General features: G+C 42.2%; 20 protein-coding genes. 9 read left to right on the top strand and 11 right to left on the bottom strand.

Translation table 11 applies throughout. The features are described 5' to 3' along the window. Positions 1-231: 231 nt before the first annotated feature. From lipB to PCRYO_RS05570, 3 genes are all read left to right on the top strand, one after another. The gene (gene lipB, locus PCRYO_RS05580) at positions 232-1,089 is read left to right on the top strand and encodes a lipoyl(octanoyl) transferase LipB (RefSeq protein ID WP_011513421.1); all 858 of its coding nucleotides are present in this window, start codon (positions 232-234) and stop codon (positions 1,087-1,089) included. Positions 1,090-1,275: 186 nt separating this feature from the next. Beyond that, on the top strand, positions 1,276-1,806 hold the full coding sequence (locus PCRYO_RS05575; protein ID WP_011513420.1) for an inorganic diphosphatase: 531 nt from the start codon (positions 1,276-1,278) through the stop codon (positions 1,804-1,806). 135 nt (positions 1,807-1,941) lie between these two features. Continuing rightward, positions 1,942-2,406, top strand: coding sequence for a hypothetical protein (locus tag PCRYO_RS05570; protein ID WP_011513419.1), 465 nt, complete (start codon positions 1,942-1,944; stop codon positions 2,404-2,406). A gap of 162 nt (positions 2,407-2,568) precedes the next feature. On the opposite strand, the gene PCRYO_RS05565 is transcribed toward PCRYO_RS05570, so the two are convergent. Beyond that, the gene (locus PCRYO_RS05565) at positions 2,569-3,198 is read right to left on the bottom strand and encodes a DedA family protein (RefSeq protein ID WP_041753066.1); all 630 of its coding nucleotides are present in this window, start codon (positions 3,196-3,198) and stop codon (positions 2,569-2,571) included. Between the two features lie 213 nt (positions 3,199-3,411). Here PCRYO_RS05565 and PCRYO_RS05560 point away from each other — a divergent pair, with 213 nt between their 5' ends. Then, positions 3,412-4,416, top strand: coding sequence for a TerC family protein (locus tag PCRYO_RS05560; RefSeq protein WP_041753064.1), 1,005 nt, complete (start codon positions 3,412-3,414; stop codon positions 4,414-4,416). A gap of 385 nt (positions 4,417-4,801) precedes the next feature. On the opposite strand, the gene PCRYO_RS05555 is transcribed toward PCRYO_RS05560, so the two are convergent. From PCRYO_RS05555 to PCRYO_RS05540, 4 genes are all read right to left on the bottom strand, one after another. Further along, on the bottom strand, positions 4,802-5,689 hold the full coding sequence (locus PCRYO_RS05555) for an SDR family NAD(P)-dependent oxidoreductase (protein WP_011513416.1): 888 nt from the start codon (positions 5,687-5,689) through the stop codon (positions 4,802-4,804). Between the two features lie 165 nt (positions 5,690-5,854). After that, on the bottom strand, positions 5,855-6,886 hold the full coding sequence (gene dusB / locus PCRYO_RS05550; protein ID WP_011513415.1) for a tRNA dihydrouridine synthase DusB: 1,032 nt from the start codon (positions 6,884-6,886) through the stop codon (positions 5,855-5,857). 129 nt (positions 6,887-7,015) lie between these two features. Next, complete coding sequence (locus PCRYO_RS05545) at positions 7,016-9,064, bottom strand: BCCT family transporter (RefSeq protein WP_011513414.1); 2,049 nt, start codon at positions 9,062-9,064, stop codon at positions 7,016-7,018. Positions 9,065-9,284: 220 nt separating this feature from the next. After that, complete coding sequence (locus PCRYO_RS05540; RefSeq protein WP_011513413.1) at positions 9,285-9,725, bottom strand: HIT family protein; 441 nt, start codon at positions 9,723-9,725, stop codon at positions 9,285-9,287. Between the two features lie 238 nt (positions 9,726-9,963). Between PCRYO_RS05540 and PCRYO_RS05535 the strand changes: the two genes are divergently transcribed. The 3 genes from PCRYO_RS05535 to PCRYO_RS05525 all read left to right on the top strand — a co-directional run bounded on the left by PCRYO_RS05535 (position 9,964) and on the right by PCRYO_RS05525 (position 14,287). Continuing rightward, positions 9,964-10,737 (top strand): hypothetical protein, encoded by a 774-nt coding sequence (locus PCRYO_RS05535; protein ID WP_011513412.1) that lies wholly within the window; start codon positions 9,964-9,966, stop codon positions 10,735-10,737. A gap of 180 nt (positions 10,738-10,917) precedes the next feature. After that, complete coding sequence (gene ilvD / locus PCRYO_RS05530; RefSeq protein ID WP_011513411.1) at positions 10,918-12,828, top strand: dihydroxy-acid dehydratase; 1,911 nt, start codon at positions 10,918-10,920, stop codon at positions 12,826-12,828. A 211-nt stretch (positions 12,829-13,039) separates the two neighbouring features. Continuing rightward, entirely contained in the window at positions 13,040-14,287 is a 1,248-nt protein-coding gene (locus tag PCRYO_RS05525; protein ID WP_011513410.1) for a cation:proton antiporter, read from the top strand. 57 nt (positions 14,288-14,344) lie between these two features. On the opposite strand, the gene PCRYO_RS05520 is transcribed toward PCRYO_RS05525, so the two are convergent. The 4 genes from PCRYO_RS05520 to PCRYO_RS05505 form a co-directional block, all read right to left on the bottom strand. Beyond that, complete coding sequence (locus tag PCRYO_RS05520) at positions 14,345-15,817, bottom strand: serine hydrolase domain-containing protein (RefSeq protein ID WP_011513409.1); 1,473 nt, start codon at positions 15,815-15,817, stop codon at positions 14,345-14,347. 166 nt (positions 15,818-15,983) lie between these two features. Continuing rightward, positions 15,984-16,553 (bottom strand): beta-lactamase hydrolase domain-containing protein, encoded by a 570-nt coding sequence (locus PCRYO_RS05515; RefSeq protein WP_011513408.1) that lies wholly within the window; start codon positions 16,551-16,553, stop codon positions 15,984-15,986. Between the two features lie 49 nt (positions 16,554-16,602). After that, positions 16,603-17,520 carry a MaoC family dehydratase gene (locus PCRYO_RS05510; RefSeq protein ID WP_011513407.1) on the bottom strand — a complete coding sequence of 306 codons (918 nt, stop codon included), beginning with the start codon at positions 17,518-17,520 and terminating at the stop codon, positions 16,603-16,605. A gap of 298 nt (positions 17,521-17,818) precedes the next feature. Continuing rightward, positions 17,819-19,219: a 3-oxoacyl-ACP reductase gene (locus PCRYO_RS05505; RefSeq protein ID WP_011513406.1), complete on the bottom strand. Its 1,401-nt coding sequence runs from the start codon at positions 19,217-19,219 to the stop codon at positions 17,819-17,821. Positions 19,220-19,861: 642 nt separating this feature from the next. Here PCRYO_RS05505 and PCRYO_RS05500 point away from each other — a divergent pair. Both PCRYO_RS05500 and ppk2 read left to right on the top strand, forming a co-directional pair. Beyond that, positions 19,862-21,475: an acetyl-CoA C-acetyltransferase gene (locus tag PCRYO_RS05500; RefSeq protein WP_011513405.1), complete on the top strand. Its 1,614-nt coding sequence runs from the start codon at positions 19,862-19,864 to the stop codon at positions 21,473-21,475. A gap of 281 nt (positions 21,476-21,756) precedes the next feature. Next, positions 21,757-22,770, top strand: a complete 1,014-nt coding sequence (ppk2, locus tag PCRYO_RS05495; protein WP_011513404.1) for a polyphosphate kinase 2 — start codon at positions 21,757-21,759, stop codon at positions 22,768-22,770. Between the two features lie 106 nt (positions 22,771-22,876). Here ppk2 and PCRYO_RS05490 read toward each other — a convergent pair whose 3' ends face one another. Together PCRYO_RS05490 and PCRYO_RS05485 are read right to left on the bottom strand one after the other, a co-directional pair. Then, positions 22,877-23,224 carry a PilZ domain-containing protein gene (locus tag PCRYO_RS05490; RefSeq protein WP_011513403.1) on the bottom strand — a complete coding sequence of 116 codons (348 nt, stop codon included), beginning with the start codon at positions 23,222-23,224 and terminating at the stop codon, positions 22,877-22,879. A gap of 137 nt (positions 23,225-23,361) precedes the next feature. Continuing rightward, positions 23,362-24,480 (bottom strand): DNA polymerase III subunit delta', encoded by a 1,119-nt coding sequence (locus PCRYO_RS05485; protein ID WP_011513402.1) that lies wholly within the window; start codon positions 24,478-24,480, stop codon positions 23,362-23,364. Positions 24,481-24,519: the final 39 nt, after the last annotated feature.

Here is a 24,519-nt window from a genome sequence, read left to right as displayed (position 1 = left end):
TTGATTCCTGAATGAACAGCATCTTTAATGCACCCATGCGTTTGTATACGATGCGTATCTGCTCACTACAAGGTGGCCTTTTGTGGCTATTTTATTCTTTTATATTTTTCCAGTTCAATATAATTAAAATTAAAATTTGGGCGGCAATATGAAAACTGCTACACTCAATGACAGTAATATTAACAATAGATAGCCCATTTTACATAACAAAAACATAAGACAGCCACTCTCATGCCAAATACTATGCAGGCGCTTCATACGCGACCACTTAATGAAAATCTCATCACAAAGTCACTCACTGCTGCTGACTATGTGGCTACTCTTGATGCCATGCTATCACGCACGTTAGAGCGTATCTCTCTTAAAAAAGAGCAAGGACTGCGTACGCCTGACGAGTTATGGATTGTCGATCACAATGACGTTTATACCCTTGGGCAAGCAGGTAAAGAAGAGCATATCCTGCAACGTACTAATACGCCTATCATCAAAACGGATCGCGGTGGTCAGGTAACATGGCATGGACATGGTCAGCTGGTTATGTATTGGCTGTTTGATTTGGACAGTATCAGCTGGAGTGTGCGCAATATGGTCTCACACGCTGAGCAAGCGATTGAGGATGTGGTCAATGACTGTCTCAAGAGCACAGCATCAACTGACACCAACCATATCAGCGCCCGTGCCCGCCGTGATGCCCCAGGTGTCTATCTATATGCTGATATGGCTACAGAAACGGACAGCGCTCCTACTAGTGATGAGATAGAAGTTGATAATACCATTATGATTGGCAAAATCGCGTCGCTTGGCTTTAAAATCAAGCATGGCTTTAGCTACCATGGTATTGCCATTAATTTAGATTGTGATTTATCAGCATTTAATGCTATCAACCCTTGTGGTTATGCTGGCATGCAAATGTTGCGTTTGGCGGATTTTGTTAATATGAACCAAGCGACCAATATACAGCCAAATAACCTACCGCTTACCGATGACAAAAAAACTCTTACCTACGAGCAATTTACGCAACAGCTCATCGACAATATCGCCCAGCGTCATGCAGGAGACATCCCATTGCGTGAATTAGCGCCAAAATAGGTATTTTTTGCATAATCCTTTTTTGCATAATATCGTGCGCGCTTAGACTTAAGCATTTTGAGAAAATTTGATTCAAACTTGTTATAATCGCACACGGTACAAATTGGGCGCAGTAACAAACCTTATACGCCGACTTTAACCCTTTACGATTCAAACATTCATAACAAAAGCAAATTGGAGTATTTTATGGCAGATTTTAACAAAATTTTGGACGCAGGCGATGTTGAGGGCGGCATTATTAATGTCGTAGTAGAAATCCCAGCTGGTAGTAGCCATAAAATTGAGTGGAATCGCGAGTTGGCCGTATTTGAGCTTGATCGTGTTGACCCACAGATTTTTGCCAAGCCTTGCAACTATGGTTTTATCCCACAAACTCTTGATGAAGATGGCGACGAGTTAGATGCGCTTATCATCACAGAACAGCCTTTACCGACTGGTATTTTCTTAAAAGCGAAAGTCATCGGTGTGATGAAGTTCGTTGATGATGGCGAAGTCGATGACAAAATAGTTGTCGTACCTGCTGACGACCGTGATACAGGCAATGCTTATAACAGTCTAGCGGACTTACCAAAGCAGCTGATCAATCAGCTAGAATTCCATTTCAGTCACTATAAAGACCTCAAAAAAGCAGGTACAACGGTGGTTGAATCTTGGGGTGACGTAGAAGAAGCCAAAGAAGTCATTAAAGAGTCTATCCAACGCTGGAAAGATCTATAAATTAAAATGAAATAAAATTGATAACAGTACCGCAGATATGATGATAACTGCGGTATTTTTTTGCTTGAATTTTGACTGTACAACAAGGTTATAATACCCCAATCTACTTATTATCATGTTCAAATAAGGACAGTCATGTTTGATTCTGATTCAGGCTCAAAACCTGCCAAAGTAAAATTACCGAAAACGGTTGTTATGATGGTCGAAAAAGGCAATCTGGTCATGGCAATTAAGACGTTAGCCGCTGACGAAAATATCAGTATGGATGCTGCAAAATCTCGCATCGATGCATACGAGCTTGCTCTCAAAAATCAGCAGCAACAAAAATTAAACAGTATCGCTAATAAACAAGGGATTCCTAGTCAAGCCATGAGCTTCGACAGAGAACAAGCCGAGGACGATACTGAGCGCTTGATTAAGAGTAAAGTAAAAAGCACACCAACGGAGCAAAGCTTCCAAAGCCTACAAGAAGGCGTTGACGGTCAGCTCAATGATTTAGGCTATAAAAAACCCCTACTGCCCTACTGGGCAAAGCGACTACTCATCATTGCTATCATTATGGCTGGGTTATTTTGGATAATGTGGCGTGTGTTTGGCTAGCCTATTCTAAATGGTTCCAATATAGCGGTCTGTTTTAAGTGGTCTGTTAATAGGTTTGAAAGGTGAAAACACTGGTTCCCTTGGGGTATACATAAAATAAAATATTGAGGAATCTATCGGTAAAGTAAAGAACCGTCATTTTCCCCATAAATCGATTTTGTTTTAAACAGTTTTACTATTATGCTGATCAGATAGTCGACGTCTAATAAGCCAAACAACAATCATGACTATGGCAAGTAATAAGAAAACCTTAGAGTAAGGCGCTAGCATAGCTGCAATGACCTCATAGTTTTTACCCAAGTAAAATCCTGAAAGAGTCAATATTGTCGTCCAAATACTTGCCCCTAAAGCCGTTAATATTACAAAAGAAACCAGCGACATTTTATTCATCCCTGCAGGAATGGAAATTAGTGAACGAATACCAGGCACCATGCGACCAAAAAAAACCGCTTTTTTACCATGTTTATCAAACCAAACATTGGACGATAAAATATCCTCAGGCTTAATAAACACGTATTTGCCGTACCTTTTAGTAAAAATCACTAGTCGCTCTTCATTGAATAAAGATCCTAGATAGTAGAGAGGTAGAGCGCCTAAAACGCTGCCAAATGTACCTGCTGCTATGACCAATAGTATATTTAAATCACCTTTAGCTGACGCAAAACCTGCTGCTGGCATAATTAGCTCAGAAGGTATAGGTGGAAAAACATTTTCAGCAAACATGGCAAATATAATGCCAAGATAGCCAAACTTTGCCATAATAACTAGCACCCATTCACTCATTTGATGCATTGGTTTACCTTATCTTGTTAGTGATTTATTTACCATTTAAATAGGTTCAAATAGTAATATGTCATTAGCTTTTCTAAACTAAAATTGGTGTAGATGAAAAGAAATAAAATCTGTATATTAGATTTTCTTCTTAGGGCTTTGGCACTGATATAACGGCATATCAATTGCAGCTAAATATCATAGCGACCCCTATTATTATACTTGAGGAACATTGTGGAAACCATCGGCACCCCTTGGCTATATGCCATTTTTTTTGTAATAGTCGCAGTTATGTTACTGATCGACTTTTTAGGCTTTAAACACAAAGATATCCCAGAGAGTTCCAACGTAGACGTAGTAAAAAATCAACACCAACCTGTATCTATTAAATTGGCTGCGCTATGGAGTATCGCTTGGGTCAGTGTATCTGCTTTATTCGCAGGCGGATTATGGTGGTATTTAAATGCAAATTTGGGTACAGCAGTTGCTAACCAAAAAACTTTAGAGTTTGTGACTGGTTATTTAATCGAAAAATCACTAGCGATTGATAACGTGTTTGTCTGGCTCATGATTTTTGGCGCGTTTGCTGTTCCACCTGCATTACAGCGTCGTATCCTATTATATGGCGTGATAGGCGCTATTGTTTTACGTACTATTTTTATTCTTGCAGGCGCATGGCTCATTCAAGAGTTTTCATGGATACTTTATATATTTGGTGCGTTTTTGGTTTATACCGGCTATAAGTTTTTAAAAGGTGGCCATGACGAACCTGTCGACCTTGAAGAAATGAAGCTATTAAAATGGCTGCGTCGCCATATGCGCATTACGCCCACGATGCGAGGCGAAAAGTTTTTAGTGCGTGAAAACGGTCTATTGTGGGCGACACCTATGTTGGTAGTGTTGATTTTAGTCGAAATCTCTGATGTTATTTTTGCAGTTGATTCTATTCCGGCTATTTTTGCTATTACCACTGATCCATTCATTGTATTAAGCGCCAACTTATTCGCTATTCTAGGTCTACGTGCTATGTTCTTTCTATTAGCCGGCGCAGCAGCCACAATGCACTACTTACCATATGGGCTAGGTGTAATCATGACCTTTATTGGTATAAAGATGCTTCTACTTGAGGTCTATCATGTACCAATTGCAGCTTCTTTAAGCTTTATTGCAATAGTGCTTGTTATTACTGCATTGATGTCATGGCGTTATGCTAAAAATAATCCGCAGGCGCAGATATAAACCAATATAGTACTAACTTGGTAAGCGCTTGATGCCAAGTTGGTACTAAATATATCAAGTCCCTCTAATATTTTCTAAATACTAAGAATTGAAGCAAGGAATAAAGCTTACAGTAATAGGAATTAAGATAGTCATGATGGATGTCTTAATTTCCATTACGTATATGCTTAAGAGCACATCTGCATTTTTTTAATGAGTTAGTTCATCAACATATCTCTTGTAACAAAAGGCTTAAGTTCTCATTAGGAAACCGTCCTTCTTCCCATAACGAGCCTTATGTTAAATAGAAATCCACCGCCTACCTATTTATTAATATTTTAAGGCACTAAAAAAGGATACCGAAGTATCCTTTTTGATTTTATGTTAGCGCTAATAGAATACTATTCTAGTGATGCTCACCCGGTAAGATTCTGGCAAAGGCACGTTGAGCAAGGTTTGGTTTTTTATCTGTGGTCTGAGCGGCACGAGTGCTCGGGAAAATGCGATAACCCATCGATTGAATACCAACGTTAATCGCTGGTGCTAATGAATAAGTAGCCGACGCAAACTTGCCCATGTTACTGGCAATACTGTTTGGTTTATGAACAATCGCTTTGGCGACCATCATTGCGGCCTCATCTGGCATAAGCGCTGGCATATAACGATAAAGCTTAGTTGGCTCAATCATCGGCGTGCGTACCAATGGCATAAAGATATTGGTTATCGTCACATTATCGCCTTTGACTTCGGCAGCTAGACAACGGCTAAAGGCATCCAAGGCCGATTTTGAGGCGACATACGCGGCAAAACGCGGACTGTTTGCCAATACGCCAATGGATGAAATATTAACAATTTGACCCGTTTGACGTTCAATCATCGTCGGCAAAAACCCAAGAATGATTTTGACTGCGCCAAAGTAATTAATATCCATGGTACGCTCAAAATCATGGAAACGTTCAGTGGATTCGTGAACCGAGCGTCGAATCGAGCGACCGGCATTATTTACCAAGACATCAACGTGACCAAAGTCCGCCAAAATTTGCTTGCTAACTTTTTCAATGGCATCCATATTGGTCAAATCACAAGGATAATAACTTGCCTTACCACCAAGCTCTTCGATACTTTCTTTAACCGCTTTTAGCTTCTCTTCAGTACGTGCCAACAAAATGACATGAGCACCACATTCACTAAGCAAAAAAGCAGTACGCTCACCAATACCGCTTGATGCCCCCGTTATAATAATATTTTTGTCTTGAACTGCTTTACCGATTGCTTTTTTTGAGGGGTTAGCCATGAAACATCCTTTTAAAAATTAGACTTCCGTTAATATTTACCTAAATCATAACAAAGAAATATAGGTTAAAGGAAATAAATAAGCAATAAAGCCAGTTTAACTGGATAGACATTCTTACTAGATGAAGTATGGATCACTTTGTGCTCGACATATGCTCTTCATTGTTTATTCATGAGCATTCAAAAAATCCTCTACCACACGGAACTGTCCGGCGGTACTTTCCTCACCATACATGGCTTGCCTAAAGGCGTTAGAGTTCGGAATACCGGTGGTATACCAAGCAATGTGCTTGCGAGCAATACGGCAGCCTGAGTATTCACCATAAAAACCGTATAGCTCTTCTAAATGTGTCAGTACAATTCCTTTTATCTCGCTAACACTGGGTGATGCCAGCGTCTCACCTGTGCGCAAAAAATGCTCGATATCGCGAAATATCCATGGTTGTCCTTGTGCAGCGCGTCCAATCATCACCGCATCGCAGCCGGTCAGCTCATAAACACGCTGCGCTTTTTGCGCACTATCGATATCACCATTGGCAATTACTGGAATACTGATGCTTTCTTTGACTTCACGAATCAGCTCATAGCGCGCCTCTCCGGTATACATATCTTCACGCGTACGCCCATGGATGGCAATAGCAGCTATACCCGCTTGCTCTGCTCGCTTTGCAACACGCAAAATATTTTCACGGCCATTCTCATAGCCCAAGCGCGTTTTTAAAGTAACGGGCGCATCGACGGCATTCACCGCAGCATCTAGCAAGCGCGCAACCAAATCCTCATCTTGCAATAGTGCAGAGCCTGCCAATTTACGGCAAACTTTTTTGGCAGGGCAGCCCATATTAATATCAATAATTTGTGCACCATTATCAATCTGATAACGCGCCGCTTCTGCCAATTTATCAGGTTCAGCTCCAGCAATTTGTGCCGAAATTGGCGCGATTTCATTATCAAAATTGGCACGATAGAGCGATTTTTTGCGCGCATACAATGCCGTATCAGCGATAATCATTTCACTGACTGCATGACCTGCACCAAAAGATTTGCACAATCTGCGAAAAGGGTTGTCTGTCACGCCAGCCATCGGTGCAACTATCAAACGGTTCTCAATCGTCAAGCCGCCAATCACGAGTGGCTGCAATAAAGGGTGGTCTGAGGTAGGATTAGACGAAGGTAAAACTGGAGAATCAATAGACATAAAAAACGGCTTGATTGGCAATGAAAACAAGCCGTTATTCTAAGGATTCGTGCGCATATTGCAAGGGATTACGTAATCATTTGCTCAGCTCATAAAGTTTATCAACATTGAATGTCCTGTTTAATATACCTATTTATCAAACACACTGCCCTGCTCAAGCGTTATATCTTCATCATGCTCTTGCATACGCCACGGTAGAATATCTGGTGAAACATTGACAAAGTGTAGATATTTCTCAAACTGATCGATAATGTCATTAATAATCGACACTGATTCATAACCATATAAATCATAGGTCTGACCACCACGGCGCAAATACACTTCAGCACGGTAATGGTGCTCTTGCGGCAATTTGTTTGCCATATCTTCCGTATAATAATCAGGAATATCATGCTCTGATAAGCGAACCTCGTACCAGAACTCCACATTATCGCCACTTCTCAATTCTAATACAGCGCGGTTATTGATCTCATCATAATTCACATCAGGTAACCAACCTGTATCGGCGAACTTCTCAGCCACTTCGTTCATAGAAGATAAAATTGTTCCTCTGATATAACTAAGCACTTTATCGCGTGTTGGCTGCTCAGTCATATAATCAATACGCTCGCGCCAAGCCTCTAGTTTCAGTAGATGCGGCGGCAAATGGTTATCGTTACCTAAACTCTGGTTACGATGACCTTCAATACGTAGCGCTCGCCACATGCCAAATATCGAAATCAATATAATAACGGCAAAGGGTAAGGCGCTGATAATAGCAGCAGTCTGCAATGCTGTCAGTCCACCAGCTACCAGTAAAGCCGCGGCAACTGCCCCTTCAGTCACTACCCAAAAGGTACGTTGCCACCATGGCGTATCACTGCGTCCACCCGCTGCAAGAGAGTCAATCACCAACGACCCTGAATCTGATGAGGTCACAAAAAAGGTAATAATTAATAGTACTGTTAATGACGACACTATCTGAGTAAAAGGCAAGTTCTCTAATAATTTAAATAACGCAATTGCTTGGTTGTTCTGCACTTCAGTAATGAGTGCATCGTAGCCATCAACCATAATCATATGGAGCGCTGTATCACCAAAAACCGCGAACCAAAAGAATGTAAAGAAGGTTGGTACTAACATCACGCCTAATACAAACTCACGGATAGTACGACCCCGACTAATCTTGGCAATAAACAATCCGACAAAGGGTGCCCAAGCAATCGTCCATGCAAAGATAAAGAGTGTCCAACTGCCGATCCAATCACTCGATTGATAAGCCTGTAAACTAAAAGTACGCTCAACAATATTGCCTAAATAGCTGCCCGTGTTTTCCATAAAGGCGTTTAGAATAAAGATGGTTGGACCCACGATAAAAACAAACAGCATCAGCCCCGTTGCTAACATCATGTTCAAAATTGAGAGTCGCTTTACCCCTTTATCCATGCCAGCGAGAACAGATGCCAAAGCTGCTAGTGTCACCAGCGCAATGATAATCACCTGAACTGTAATACTAACAGGTATCGTATTTGGTAATAGATAATTTAACCCGGCATTGATCTGTGATACAGAAATCCCCAAACTGGTTGCGATACCAAACATCGTGCCCACAATGGCAAACACATCAACAGTATGTCCAATCGGACCATAAATTTTATCACCAATGAGTGGATATAGTGTTGAGCGCATTGACAAGGGCAAGCCATGACGAAAAGAGAAATATGCCAGTGACAGACCAACCACGCCATAGATCGCCCAAATATGAAAACCCCAGTGAAAATAGGCAATTTGCATTGCTTCTTTTGCGGCCTCAATAGTCTGCGGCGTTGAGAGTGGCGGACTGGCAAAGTGTATGACTGGCTCTGCTACGCCGTAAAATAGTAAAGCAATCCCATACCCTGCAGAAAACAGCATGGCAAACCACTCAAGAAAATTATACTCAGCCTGAGCATGATCTGGTCCCAGTTTAATACTGCCATAAGACGAAAACGCCAAGACAAGGATAAACATCAAAAATATAGCGACTGCTAACATATAGAACCAGCCGAAAGTCTCAGTGGTAAAATTCAGAACGGTGCTAAATAGTTCCCCAGCAGACTCAGGATTAATGGCAGTACCAATCACTAATAGCAGCATAATGGCTGCTGCCGGCACGAAGACGGGCAAAAGAATAGTGGAACGGGAGGATTTGTTCTTCATAAGCAGATTCTTATATTAACGATCAAGTAGACTTAATGTTTACCACAAACCGATTACTAACCCCAGTATTGCTGCCCATTTGTCACATTACTTGAACTATTGTTACAGCACTATTACCTAAAAACAAAAAAGGCAACTTGTTAGTTGCCCTTTTATTATTATCTAAAGAGTAAGTACTATCTGTTCTTTTAACTCAGAACAACGATAGACGTTTTTAAAATTACGCAGTAATAATCGCTGCCAGTTGTTCAGCTGTTTTTGCAAGCTCGGCATGATCTGCTTGTGTGACGGCATGGCGACCAAGCTCATGAATACTAGAAGGAATCAGGTGCACATGATAATGAAACACCGTTTGCCCCGCTTCTGCACCATTTAGCTGCATTTGGACAATGCCTTCACGATTAAATACCTGACGTTGGGCTTCCATGACTTTTTTAGCCGTCATCAACACAGCTGCCGCATATTCAGGTTCAAGATCAGCTAAGTCCACCGCTTTTTGCTTAGGAATGACCAAAACATGCCCCTTTGCTTGTGGCATGATATCCATAAAAGCAAGAGTCTTATCATCTTCATAAACTTTATGATAAGGGATATCGCCATCGAGCATTTTGGCAAAAATATTATCGTCTTTATAAGTAGTTTGCGGATTGGCTTGGCTCATTATCTTATTCCTTTAACCTGTATTATTATTGAATCAAAGTTAGTATTGTTTGGATAGCGAGTATTAAACGAATACTTACACCATTAAATATAGTGGACGAAATCTCACTTAAGTACAAGTATCAGATAATCACTGATTGATCTTCATGAACTAACTTGCTGCTCTCGTTGATGATTAAATTATTGACGAGCCATGCGCGATAAATGTTATATTAATCTACTCTCTCGATGACCTTACCATGATGGATTTGACTGCCTTGCCAACTCAATTATCTAATAATACTGACGCTCATACGCAGTCTATCAATGACGCTACCATAAACGATGGTGAGCATGAGCAAACGCTTGGGGCAAATAACCCTCCAGCTACTGACCCAAATGCCATTATATTAGCGCAAGCATTGACTGATAAAGCCATCAGTTGGCGTATTCATAACTGTAAAATCAGTCAAAAGACCATCACTCAAGACTTACCGCTGCCATTTTTATATCATTATGACAGTTTGGACGATGTCGTTAAGCAGACCTATCCTTTAACCCCAAAGCTACTGGCACAATTTAATACACCGATGACAGCGCAAGAAGCTGCCAAGCTAATTGGTATCGATGAAGCACTCATATCCAATCCGTGGCATGTCAAGGTGATTGGCTCATTGGTGGTATTTAGCGAAGCATTACAACTCGCTGTGCGTTTGCATTGGACCAATACTGGTAAAGAGACGCAGCAGATTTATACTAAAGATAAAGATGATGCTATCATTGCAGCCTTTAAAGAATGGCAGTTTTTTGGTCGTATTGATATCCTGTATAAAAACAACAAACAAGCACTGATTAGTATTGACGAGCTGAGCATTGATACAGAAACCAATCAGCCGCTACCATTGACGATAGAAGCCAATATGGAGTATCAATACCTACCAGCGACTCACGCCTTAGTCGTCATTGCCAAGCTAGAAGCAGATAAAGCTGAACTCCCTTGGTTTGAAACCGCTATTTTGGAGCGCATTGCATAAATGATTGACCCTTAAGTCTTTTTTGTTATAGGTTAATTATTTTCAGTTACTCATATCTAATGGTATGGTAACGACTTAGTATTATTCACTAGTACTCGCCCGGTATAAAAAGCACACTATCAACATTGCAGCGGATGCTGCACATATTAATAAATCTCGCTCATTTGTAAGGAATACCACATGGATTACAATTCAAAAACCTCTACCGGCGGTCGTAATATGGCAGGTGCTCGTGCCCTGTGGCGCGCAACTGGCATGACTGATGGCGACTTTGGCAAACCTATTATTGCAATTGCCAACTCTTTTACCCAGTTTGTACCCGGCCATGTGCATTTAAAAGATTTGGGACAAATGGTTGCACGCGAGATTGAAAAAGCGGGTGGCGTGGCAAAAGAATTTAATACCATTGCTGTTGATGATGGTATTGCCATGGGTCATAGCGGCATGTTGTATTCACTACCGAGTCGAGATTTGATTGCTGATTCTGTCGAGTATATGGTCAATGCCCACTGCGCCGATGCGCTAGTATGTATTTCTAACTGCGATAAAATCACTCCGGGTATGTTGATGGCAGCCATGCGCCTCAATATCCCCGTCGTCTTTATTTCAGGTGGCCCAATGGAAGCGGGTAAAATTATCGCCAGCACGGTCGCACACAGTCATAATAATGATGGTAGTAGCGACGTCCATAGCACTGACAGTAAAGGTAATGCCATTCGTAAGCTTGACCTCGTTGATGCGATGATGGACGCGGCCGATGATAGCATTAGTGATGAAGATGTCGCTGCTATTGAGGCCTCAGCGTGCCCGACTTGTGGGTCGTGCTCTGGCATGTTCACTGCCAACTCGATGAATTGCTTGACCGAAGCATTAGGATTGGCATTACCGGGTAATGGCTCGCTATTGGCAACCCATTCGCTACGTCGCGAGCTATTCCTAGAAGCGGGTCGTACTATCGTGTCACTAGCCAAACGTCGCTACGAGCAAGATGATGATTCAGTCCTACCGCGCTCTATCGCTACTAAAGCCGCGTTTGAAAATGCCATGACTTTAGACATCGCCATGGGCGGCTCTACCAATACTATTTTGCATTTGCTTGCTGCTGCACATGAAGCCGAAGTCGACTTCAAAATGCACGATATTGACCGTTTAAGTCGTGGCGTCCCTTGTTTGGCTAAAGTTGCCCCTGCTTCACAAAAGTATCATATGGAAGATGTGCATCGTGCTGGTGGTGTCTTTGCGCTATTGGCCGAGCTTGACCGTGCTGGTTTGCTGCATACCGATTTGCCAACTATCCATAGTGCCACGATGAAAGAAGCGATTGATAAATGGGATATTATGAATCCTGACAATCTTGAAGCACGTGCACGCTATATTGCAGCCCCTGGTGGCGTACGGACGACTGAGGCTTTCTCACAATCAAAAGAATGGTCAAATCTGGATGTGAACCGAGAGTCAGGCTGTATCCGAAGTGCCCAACATGCTTATTCAACTGATGGCGGTCTTGCCGTTCTATACGGAAACATTGCTGAGCGTGGCTGTGTGGTCAAAACTGCCGGCGTTGATGACAGCATCTTGGTTTTCACCGGACGTGCACGCATCTTTGAATCACAAGATGATGCAGTAGCAGCGGTGCTTGATGATCAAATCGTCGCAGGCGATGTAGTTATCATCCGTTTTGAGGGTCCAAAAGGCGGTCCTGGTATGCAAGAGATGCTCTACCCGACGACTTATCTAAAATCTAAAGGCCTAGGCAAAGAATGTGCGCTGCTTACAGATGGTCGCTTCTCTGGTGGGACATCAGGCTTGTCTATTGGTCATGCCAGCCCAGAAGCCGCTGAAGGCGGCGCCATTGGCCTAGTGCAAGAAGGCGATACTATCCATATTGATATCCCAAACCGTACCATCAATATGCAGGTCAGTGATGAAGAGTTAGCTGCTCGCCGCGAAGAAATGGAAAGTCGTGGACGTGATGCTTGGAAACCCGTTAGCCGTGAGCGTCATGTCTCTCCTGCTTTACGTGCCTATGCTGCAATGACCACCAGTGCCGATACGGGCGCTGTACGTGACGTCAGCCAAGTTGAACGTTAGACAATAATATTTAAGTACCCTTCTTGAACTGAATTTATTAAGCCTGCGCAATGCAGGCTTTTTTTCACCAAAAAACAACGTATCTGTCTATTTAATCACTATCTGATAACGATTTTTTGCGATATTTAGATGTTTTTACCGTCATTATAAACGGCTACTAAGTGTGACTTTTTTAAACTTTAAATTAAATATAACAGCGTGCACCAACCTCATGATTGAAAATTACAATTTATTCTTATTGGTTTGCGGCATTGCCTTCGTATTCGGTGCGCTATTTCCGATTATCTTTAAACGCACGCCTATCTCCTTGCCCATGCTGCAATTAAGCTTTGGTTTGATGATGGGCTATTTTTGGACAAGTTTGGCATTTTTGAACCCTATCGATAATGGACTGATTATCGAAAAACTGACTGAAATCGTAGTGTTGGTTTCTTTGGTCGGTGCGGGTATCAAGATTGATACTGAGCTGTCTTGGCGATTATGGCGTCCGACGATGCGCCTACTCCTGATTACCATGCCCATCGGTATCTTTGCGATGGCAGTATTAGGTTACTATGCCTTTGGTATGACAATAGGTGCTGCGATTTTACTCGGCGCTGTCCTTGCCCCAACGGATCCGGTATTGGCCTCTAGCATTCAAGTTGGACCGCCCAATACCGGAGGTGAAGATACACCACGCTTTACCTTAACCTCAGAGGCAGGGTTAAATGATGGGCTTGCCTTCCCTTTTGTATATCTTGCGATTAAGATCGCAGAAGCCTATAGCGAAGGAGAGCGTTTTACGGGCGATATGCTGTGGTCTTGGTTTACCCATGATGTATTGTGGAAGATTGGCGCAGGGTTACTGGTCGGCATCTTCGTTGGCAAAGTCATGGCAAAGTTGGTGTTCTCAAAGTATAGCCGTGAGACGACTATGTCTCAAGGTTATGTGGTCATTGCCTTAACTTTGGTGGCATATGGATTGGCAGAATACGTCCATAGTTATGGCTTTATTGCCGTGTTCGTCGCGGCATTTGCGTTCCGTCGTTCAGAATCTGAACACACTTACCATCATAAATTACATGATTTTGCTGAGCAATCAGAAGGTTTACTCATGTCACTGGTGCTTGTCATCTTTGGCATGTTCCTTGGACAAGGTCTACAAGCTGGCGTTGAGCTAACATGGCGCGTCTATATCGTCAGCTTTACTTTTTTATTATTGATTCGTCCGCTTGGCGGCTTTATTGCCTTATCAGGGCTGAATCTACCGCGTACTGAAAAATACGCCATATCAGCCCTAGGTATCCGCGGCATCGGTACCCTGTACTACTTATCTTATGCACTCAACCAAGGGTTTTTTAATGATGAAGATGCCCTTAAACTTTGGATAGTGTGCTCAATTGTAATTTTAGCGTCTATTTTTATACATGGTCTAACAGCAAAACAGCTGCTTAAAATGACACCAAACAAAGCGCAATAATAAGATGAACAGTATTTCTTTAACTAAAAAATGCTATTTATAAAGCAATAATGCTGATTAAATCTCAGCATCAATTAGACCTAGTATGGCTTCCGTCAGCGCAAACTGGCGGATATCATTGAGCATGGTCACATCAAAATTATGGACAAAGGCAAACGATAGCTGCCGCTCAGGGTCGCACCATGCAACCGAACCGTTATAGCCCATATGTCCAAAACTTTGTGGCGCATGAAATTTTGTATCGTGAGTGTTTACCTCAAAACTATCGCTATCACAGATACTAAAGCGGCGATGATAACCCAAGCGCCAATCCATATGGGCTGGCATAACGGCATCCATACCAGTGACTTGCGGCGTTGATAGCTGCTTAAAAGTTGTTTCATCAATGAGTGTTTTCCCTTGCCACATACCACCATTAGCCAACATCGCATAAATCGTCGCCAGTGCATGTGCTGATGCGACGCCATTGGCAGCAGGGATAGTAGCTTGTAAAGTCTGCGGATGGTAATAGTCAATCGGCTCTTTGCTCGCAAGTAACAGGGCTGCTTTATAGTTTTTAAGATTCAGCTGACTGTTATCAAAGTATAAACGGTTGATTTGTGCCGTATCCAATGTTGGCAATACTTTCCCTCTCTGCTCTTTATTATCAGCTGTTACTGATTGGATTACATACTGATTGGCTGCTTGTTGTTGCCAGCAGGCATAGCTTGGTAAATCGCTATAAGTTTGCAAGGTATCTACTGAATCTGGTTTTAAAACTGGTTTATGACGGCGGGAACGTGACTGCGGTTGTGAGCTTTCTTGTGCATTTTCTGACACTTCTTCTACTGACTCAAAGTTTTTAACCAATCGCGCAACCTTGTCGACCTGATTTTCTGGTACACCAAAGTAGCAGCTGTTGGCAATACCTAATGGCTCTGTTAGATAATGGCGTAATGCTTGAGCCAGTGGCATCGCAGTAACGGCTTCTATCATGCCGCCCAGCACCCAACCATAGACCAAGGCACTGTAAGCACTGTCGTATAATTCCGCCTGCTCAGGGGCAGTCACAGGCATTGCTGCAATTTTCTCTAGCATCATATTCCAATCAAGGACAGTTTCATTATCGAGGTCAATACTTTGAATCGAAAATAGATCGGCTTGATGCGACATCACACTGCGTAAAGTAATTTTCTCTTTATTTTGCGCGCCAAATGCTGACCAGTAATAGGCAATCGGTAGGTCATAATCCAGTTTTTTCTGTGATACCAATACATGAACCAGTGTCGTCAAGATGCCTTTACCAGTCGAAAAGTTCAATGATAAAGTATCTGGATTCCATGATAAATCAGCACGTGCCAGTCCCACACTTGCCTGTGCGATACATTTGCCAGCTTTATAAACCACTAATGCGCCGCCTGCCGGCGCATCATCAAGCTGCAAATCTGTTAGCAACTGTTGAAGGCGACGTTGGATATGATTGTCAGTATATGTACCTACGGTAGCGTTTTGCTGGGTAGCTGTAGAGATGCTTTCATTATTATTTTTCATAAGTGCCCTGTTCTATTTTATATTTATGAAGTTATTCAGTTTAAAGCCTGTCATACATCTTATCAGCATAAAAAATCTCTATCCTCCAAAATATTTTTATAATGTATCACACAATAAAAAAGGCAACCCTAAGGTCGCCTTTTTTATTGTTAGGGATATTTATGATTTAACGCGGTACTAGCAATCGATTATGAACCTCTTCTGCAAGTTTAGTCAAACCATGACTACGCCCACGCTCCATAGCCGTATCCATTTTACGTCCACGTAACCAACCAGCCCGTAAGGCTATGGCAGCGCCAACACGATTGCCAGAGCCACAATGCATGGCAATTTTTTTGCCATGATGCTGACGTAGTATGTTATCAAACGCCAGTATTTTAAGCTGTTTCAAGTCAGCAGTACCATTGATAGGTAAATGCTCGTATTGCATGCCTGCCTGCTCTACAGCTGTACTTTCATCGAATTTCAGCTCTTCATCAGGCTGCAAGTTAATAACCAACTCAACTCCAGCTGCTGCCAATGCGGCCACCTTTTCATCATCAAGCGCACCGCATACGATGGTATTTTCATCAGGACGAAAATATGGCTCAAATATGGTGGCAAGATCGATGCCATTATCGTTGCCATTATCGTTGCTACTAGTGTCGGCACTGCTAGCATCAGCAACTGTTGCTTTGTCTACCGCAGCTGAATGAGCAGAGCATTCGGTGCTTTTTGAATTTTCATGTAAAGTCATAAGGATAAATGTGTTCAATAGTAATGATTTTTGATATAAAAATTATATTTTACTTTGCTTCATCCTGCAAGGTAATCACACCAGCAAGATGCGGCTTGTCATTTTTTGCACTAAACAAACCAAACTGGCAAGTATCTTCTGCGCCTTTTAACTGAGCAAGTGGATCAGCGATAAGCTCTACTTCAGATGGTAAGAAAATAGGCAGCTTAAATGACACCTCAACCGTACAAGCATCAGGCAGCTCGCCCATCATCGCCAAACACTTAGCTTTTGACCACATACCATGAGCAATAGCTTTTGGAAAACCAAAGGCACGCGCTGATAATGGATGCAAATGTATCAGGTTAAAATCACCAGAGACAAACGCATAACGGCGACCGATATCTTCTGGCACTTCAAAAATACTGTGAACACCCTCTTCATTGATTGATGGCTTAACGGCTACTGGACGCGGCGTACTCTTTTTGTCCTTACTGCTGGCAGGTTTTTTGCTGCGTGATAGATAAGTCGACGTGCCTTCCCAAATGATTTCGTCTTCTGCTTTTACCGTGGTGACAAAATCAAACTGCTGACCTTGGGCATGGTCACGCAAATTATCAAACATCACTGACATAGCAACTGTTTCACTCTGCTCAATGGCACGATACTGGGTCACGCTGTTATCGACGTGAACCAGTCCTAGCATAGCAAATGGAAATGGCTCTTTGACCATCATATTCATCTGTAATGCCTGTGACAGCACCGAAAAATACGTAATTGGCACATTGCCATCGTCTGCAAAGCCGCAAATTTTACGATAATCATTTAGATTACTTTGATCGACATGCAAATCATCTACAAAATACGTCGCTTGCGGCAACTCATCGCGGCTAACTTTACCATTATTACCGATAGGCAATAGGCTTTTGACAATATTTGCATAGGTAGTATGCGCTTTGGGCAATGCATCATAATGTTTGTCTGACATAATACATCCTAAGTTGGGATTGAGTAGTTTTTTGATGGCATTTAATATGCTATGAATTCGATGACTAAAATATAAGATGAAATCCTAAAATAGGCGCAACGGTGTTTGGCTTATTGTCACTTTGTTTTTATCATAAAAAAGCCACCCTTGGGCAGCTTTATTACAAGTTATGAGCAGTTTTTTCGTAAGCATATGTGAAGTAACCTCAATACCTTGCTTAATAAAAGCAATCAGCGACCAGCTTTATGGCTCACATATCCCTCGTTATTATCTGCATTTTCATATGGTATTAGGACAATTATGCACCCAATAAGCTTTGACCACAAACGCGGACAACGTTGCCATTTAGACCACCAGAAGCAGGCGATGCAAACCATGCGATGGTTTCTGCAACATCGACTGGTAAACCGCCTTGGCTCATCGAGTTCATACGACGACCTGCTTCACGGATAGCAAATGGAATCGCTTCAGTCATTTGCGTTTCGATAAATCCTGGCGCAACTGCATTGATGGTCATGCCTTTTGCATTGTCTTCTAGCTGCTTGGCGGTTGCATTGACTAAACCAATGACACCAGCTTTTGAAGTCGCATAGTTGGTTTGACCCAAGTTGCCAGCGATACCTGAGATTGATGACACACAGACGATACGTGCAGCATCTTTTAGTACATCGTTATCTAGTAAATAACGGTTGAGCTTAGCGATACTGCCCAAATTGATATTGAGCACCATATCCCACTGTTTATCATCCATGTTTGCTAGTGTTTTATCGCGTGTGATACCAGCATTATGAATCACTGAATCCAAACCACCACGTTTTTGTGCAGCTTCTGCGATTTCTTTACCAGCATCAGCACTGGTAATATCCACCGTCAAAGCCGAACCACTAATTTCACTTGCCACTTTCTGCAAGTCAGCTTGCTGCTGTGGTACATCTAAACAAATAACATGCGCCCCTTCACGAGCCAATACACGGGCAATTGCTTCACCAATACCGCGACTTGCGCCAGTGACTAGCATGGTTTTGCCACCTAGTGGTTGGTTCCAATCGACATCGACATTGGAACCATTACTGACACGTACGACCTGTCCTGACACATAAGCTGAACGCGCTGACGTGAAAAAACGTAGCGTTGAGTCTAAATTCTGCTCTGCGCCTGCTTCCACATAGATAAGCTGTGCAGTAATACCACGTTTAAACTCTTTACCAACTGATTTTACAAAACCTTCAAGGGCACGCTGCGCCAATGCGGCTTCGATATCAGTCAACGCTTCTGGTGGACGACCAATGACGATCACTCGACCTGATTTTTCGACACGGCGCGCAACGCTATGAAAGAACTCGTACACTTGTTTGAGCTCTTCAGCATTGCTAATATTGCTGGCATCAAACAATAAAACTTTAAACTTATCATCACTGCCAGTATTGGCTTTGGCTTTGACGCCTGCATCCGACAGGGTATCTTTTACGTCATCACCACTATTTACAAAGATTTCCGTATGCAGCTCTGACAAAATACGAGCCACTGACGCACTAACTGCGTTATCGCCACCATTAGCACGACCAACCAGCACGCTGCCACGTACCAAAGGTTGACCACTATCAAAACGGTCAAGATCTACTGGCATTGGTAAGCCCAAATTCTTTGCGACCTTTTTACCAATAGACGACTGAACAAAATCACCATAACGGTCTGACATAATATAATCCTTTAATTGATGAGTAAGATAATAGTAAACAAGAATAAAATGTATCTATGATGAAATGCGCGCTACTAAAGTGCATTGATTATAAAAACTACCTGTATAAAGCGACATTAACATCATCATTTATAAATAATAAGTACTTATTAAATAGGTTAGAAACGGTCTTAACTATACACATTCATACCGAATAAGTCCAAAAACCACTAATGTCCATAGCAATATGTAGACAAGCCAGTATACAAGATGGTCTATTTTTCTGCCGTTAAAGGATTTTGGTTTGTGCTAAAATAAGACCTATAAGTTATAGAAAATCCATTTATCGATAACAATATATTATCAAACCTACGATTATGCAATGCTTTTAATCAGTACTAGCCAGTTTATAAAGCTTGTATTTATCCTTGTAAACACTGCAATATCTACGGTTAAGCGTCACATCGTTTGCTAAAGATATACAGTAAGGTTATAAAAAGCGTCTTATGCTGTATGACAATAATGTGTAATATATATCGCAATAAATGGTAATACGTATCTAGAGTATTTTAGGTGTTTTTAGAATAAAGACTTCTATTATTTAAATATTTTTTTGATAACTTCCCTCTTCTATTTCTACCCATATTTTTTAAGGATAATATTATGAGTAACAAAAACAATCATCCAGATAGTCCTATAGTTGAGACCACCGTGGTAAAAGCCAGTGATGCTAAGAGCACCGATACTGCTGTAAAATCAGACACCACTGATGCTAAAAAAACAGATGCCAAAGCAGAACCAAAAGCTGATAGCGCTAAAAAAGACACCGTAGCAAAAGATAGTAAAACCACTGCTACGAAAGAGGATAACGCAGCTAAAGAAAGTGCGGCAAAAAGTAACAGTGATAAAAAAGAAGCATCTAAAAAGGCTGACGCGACTCCTGCTAAGAAAACAAATACTGTGGCTAAAAAAGCAAGTACGACTAAGCTTAGCTCAGGTCAGAACCGTGTGGCTATCCTAGGTGGCAACCGTATCCCATTTGCTCGCTCAAACGGCTCATATGCTGATGTTAGCAACACGGATATGCTCACTGCTGCGTTAGATGGTTTGGTCGAGCGTTTTAACTTACAAGATGAAAAAATCGGTGAAGTCGTTGCTGGTGCAGTTATGAAACTGAGTCGCGATATCAACCTGACTCGTGAAGCGACATTAAATACTGCACTTAACCCACATACCCCAACGTATGATATCTCTCAAGCTTGTGGTACTGGCTTGCAAGCGACGTTTGCTTCTGCCAATAAAATCGCGCTTGGTATCATCGATTCAGCTATTACTGGCGGTGTTGATACTACTTCTGATGCGCCTATCGCAGTCGGCGATGGCTTACGTAAAGTATTGATTAAATTGGGCGCAGCTAAAGACAATAAACAACGCCTAAAAGCATTGATGGGTCTAAACCCGAAAGATTTACTTGATACGCCGCAAAATGGTGAGCCACGTACTGGTTTATCCATGGGCGACCATCAAGCGATCACTACGCTAGAATGGAACATCAGCCGTGAAGCGCAAGATGAGCTTGCCTTCAATAGTCATCAAAACCTAGCACGCGCTTATGACGAAGGTTTCTTTGATGATTTAATTACCCCATATAAAGGTCTGACCCGCGATAACAACTTGCGTCCAGATACCACTTTAGAGAAGCTAGCTAAGCTCAAGCCTGTTTTTGGTAAAAAGAATGCCAAGCCAACCATGACTGCTGCTAACTCTACCCCATTGACTGATGGTGCATCTTGTATCCTATTGGGTACTGATGAGTGGGCGGCAGCACATGGTCTAAAACCATTGGCTTATATCGTCCATCAAGAAACAGCGGCTGTTGATTTCATCGGTAAATCTGGTGATACAGAAGGCTTGCTCATGGCACCGGCCTATGCCGTACCGCGTATGCTTGAGCGTGCTGGTTTGACGCTACAAGATTTCGATTTTTATGAAATCCATGAAGCTTTTGCTTCACAAGTATTATCAACGCTTGCTGCATGGGAAGACGAGAAGTTCTGTGAAGAGCGTCTAGGTCTTGACGCGCCACTAGGCTCTATCGATCGTAGTAAGCTAAACGTCAACGGCTCATCACTTGCTGCAGGTCATCCATTTGCTGCAACCGGTGGTCGTATCCTAGCCACTGCTGCCAAACTATTAGATCAAAAAGGCTCAGGTCGTGCGCTTATCTCTATTTGCGCCGCTGGCGGTCAAGGTGTGACCTGTATCTTAGAAAAATAGTGATATGTAAATACAACGTGTAAGACTGATGCAGTTTTAAAAATACCCTTTAATCTATTGATTAGAGGGTATTTTTTTATCTAAATAAATATTGGCTACTTTATTAACACAATAATGAAGCTTACTCTACTCATAGAATTGAGCGGGCTATGCTAAAGTAAAGATGGGTATAAAACAGAATAAAGATATTTGTAAAAACGACACTTATATCGACGTACTTTTGGATTCAACGGGCTATAAGATAGTAACAGCATAATAAAAATATTTATCAGGAGCGCATCATGGGTAAAAAACCCTTAATAATTGACCCGACATCTTTAACCGAGCAAGAACGCAGTAAATTAACTACACCTGAGCAAGTGACATTCATAGAGCGTATGGATAAAGATCTTTTGAACGATGAGTTAAAACGCAAGATGCATCAAGACTTAATTGACAGTTATGATGAAGAGCTTGAGAATGAAATAGACGATTATGTACGCGATTTCCGGTTTGATGGTCGCGAGATGAGTGAGCAAGAGCGGTTAGATCGGCGTACCTACTTTCAAGAGCTGGTACGTTTACAACGTGAGCTGATTAAACTGCAAGATTGGGTCGTTGATCGCGGTGAGCGCATTGTGGTGATATTTGAAGGGCGTGATTCTGCGGGTAAAGGTGGGGCGATTAAACGTATCACCCAACGATTAAACCCCCGTGTTTGTCGAGTGGCTGCGCTACCTGCACCTACTGAACGTGAACAATCACAGTGGTATTTTCAGCGTTATGTGGCGCATTTACCTGCTGCAGGCGAGATTGTCTTATTCGATCGTAGCTGGTATAACCGCGTGGGCGTCGAGCGTGTTATGGGGTTTTGTACGGATGCGCAGTACGAAGAGTTTTTTCAATCAGTACCAGAGTTTGAGCGTATGCTGGTACGTTCGGGCATACGTTTGGTAAAATATTGGTTTTCAATTACTGATGATGAACAGCATTCTCGATTTATGAGCCGGATTCATGACCCACTGAAACAATGGAAGCTGTCAGCGATGGATTTGCAGTCACGGCGACGCTGGGAAGATTATACAAAAGCAAAAGAGACGATGTTTGAGCGTACGCACATTCCTGAAGCGCCTTGGTGGGTGGTTGAGGGCAATAATAAAAAACGTGCAAGGCTCAATTGTATTGCCCATTTACTTGAGCAAATTCCTTATAAAGAAGTGCCACGCGATGAGGTGGAGCTACCTGATCGTAAGCGTGATGATGAATATTATCGCGAGCCTATTCCTGATGATATGTATGTGCCGCCGCGCTACTAATTATTAGCATTCACACTGTCTAAAAAATATTGCTCATAAAGAAGCCTTATAAAGAGTTATAAGGCTTCTTTTATATAGTTATTATGATTGCTGATAAATATTAAAACTACATAGTATAAGTAGCCTGCAAACTGTCGATCTTACCTGCCAATAGACGCTCAACTTCGTTCTTTATTCTTAATCCCGTAATGTCCGTGCCCATTTGGACTGCAAAACCTACTGGTCGACCACTTTGAGCTTTAGAATTAATCCAAACTACCTTGCCATTCATAGGCAAACGCTCGCTAGAATTGGGCAAAGTAACAGCAATAAAAACTTCGTCACCCAGTTTTTGCGCTCGATCAGACGGCACGAACAATGCCCCATTGGTAACAAAGGACAGATAGCTTGCATATAGCATATCTATGTTTTCAATATGACAGGTTAAAATCCCACCACGTCCTGGCATTGCCATATTCAGCTTCCTTTATCCATGAGGTTTACAGTATTTTTTCACACAGGGTTATCTTGTATAGTATTAGAGTATACATACTGATAATAAGTTAGTGGCATGCACTGATATGCGAAAGCATCTTTAGGCTTTGTTGTCTATTACAAGCAAGCCAAATCTTGCATCAGCTTATCATAGACGAATTTTTCTTGCACGTTTTGTTGCAGCGCAATTTTTGTCTGTTGTAAGCTATGCGCAAACACCTCTAACCCACTATCAATAGGTTGATAATCATTTAAATTAATTAAAAAATTAATGTCTTTTTGCTGCGCTTCAAAGCCCAAACCAACACGGCGGATATCGATTATCATGAGTTCAGACAGCTGGATAAATTCGACAATACCAAGCTGGGTTTGCCAATAATCACTTGCCGCCACGCTACTGCGCTTACCGCTACGTAATGCCTGCCATGTTGTCAGCCATAGCGCGCGCTTGCTATACCACGGTGCCTGAGCCAGTGCCACAGCTGCTAAAGGCGCACCATTTGCTAACTGGATAAGCTGCTCAATGGCATCTGTACCAACTGCTTCACGATGGACATTGCTGCCCAATGCTTTAGTCACATAGTCCACTGCGACAGCAGGGTCAATCGTCTGTAATGCCAATTGCTGAACGCGGCTTTTAATCGTTGGGAGCAGCTGCGCAGGGGCATCACTAATCAGAAATAAATGGACTTGGGCTTGGGGTTCTTCCAAGGTTTTAAGTAGCGCATTGGCGGCGGCAATGGTCATTTTCTCAGCATGATCTAATACACAAATACGCATTCCCTGCCCGCCTTGATAAATAAAAGGCTGCAAGGCACGAATATCATCCACCTTTATTTTTAATGACGCGTTACTCGCTGTCTTAGCAGATTTTTTATCTTTTGTACTATTAGCTAACGCTTCTTTTTGAGCGCTGCTATCAGCATTGACTGGCAGGCTGACTAGCGGTAGCACTTGTAAGCTTGGATGCGTACCTGATCTAAGCCATTGACAGCTCTCACAATGACCGCAAGCGCCGAGTGGATGCTCATCACGCGCGCGGCATAATAACCATGCCACCAATCGCCATACAAAAGCGCGCTTGCCCATGCCTTGCATACCAGCTGCTAACAGCGCATGAGGTAGAGATTGCTGCGGCGCTAGTACCCGCATTGTCAGCTGCGACCAAAGTTCGTGTTGCCATGGCAATAGTGGCGCAAAATACATATCATCTGTCATATTTGTCAGCTCACTCATGGCACTCACTTAATATTTCTCAATTAAAAATCTGTGTTA

The organism is Psychrobacter cryohalolentis K5, assembly GCF_000013905.1.
Taxonomy (GTDB): Bacteria; Pseudomonadota; Gammaproteobacteria; order Pseudomonadales; family Moraxellaceae; genus Psychrobacter; species Psychrobacter cryohalolentis.
Note: the sequence above shows the minus strand (reverse complement) of the source record. Positions and strands in the feature narration are given on the sequence as shown.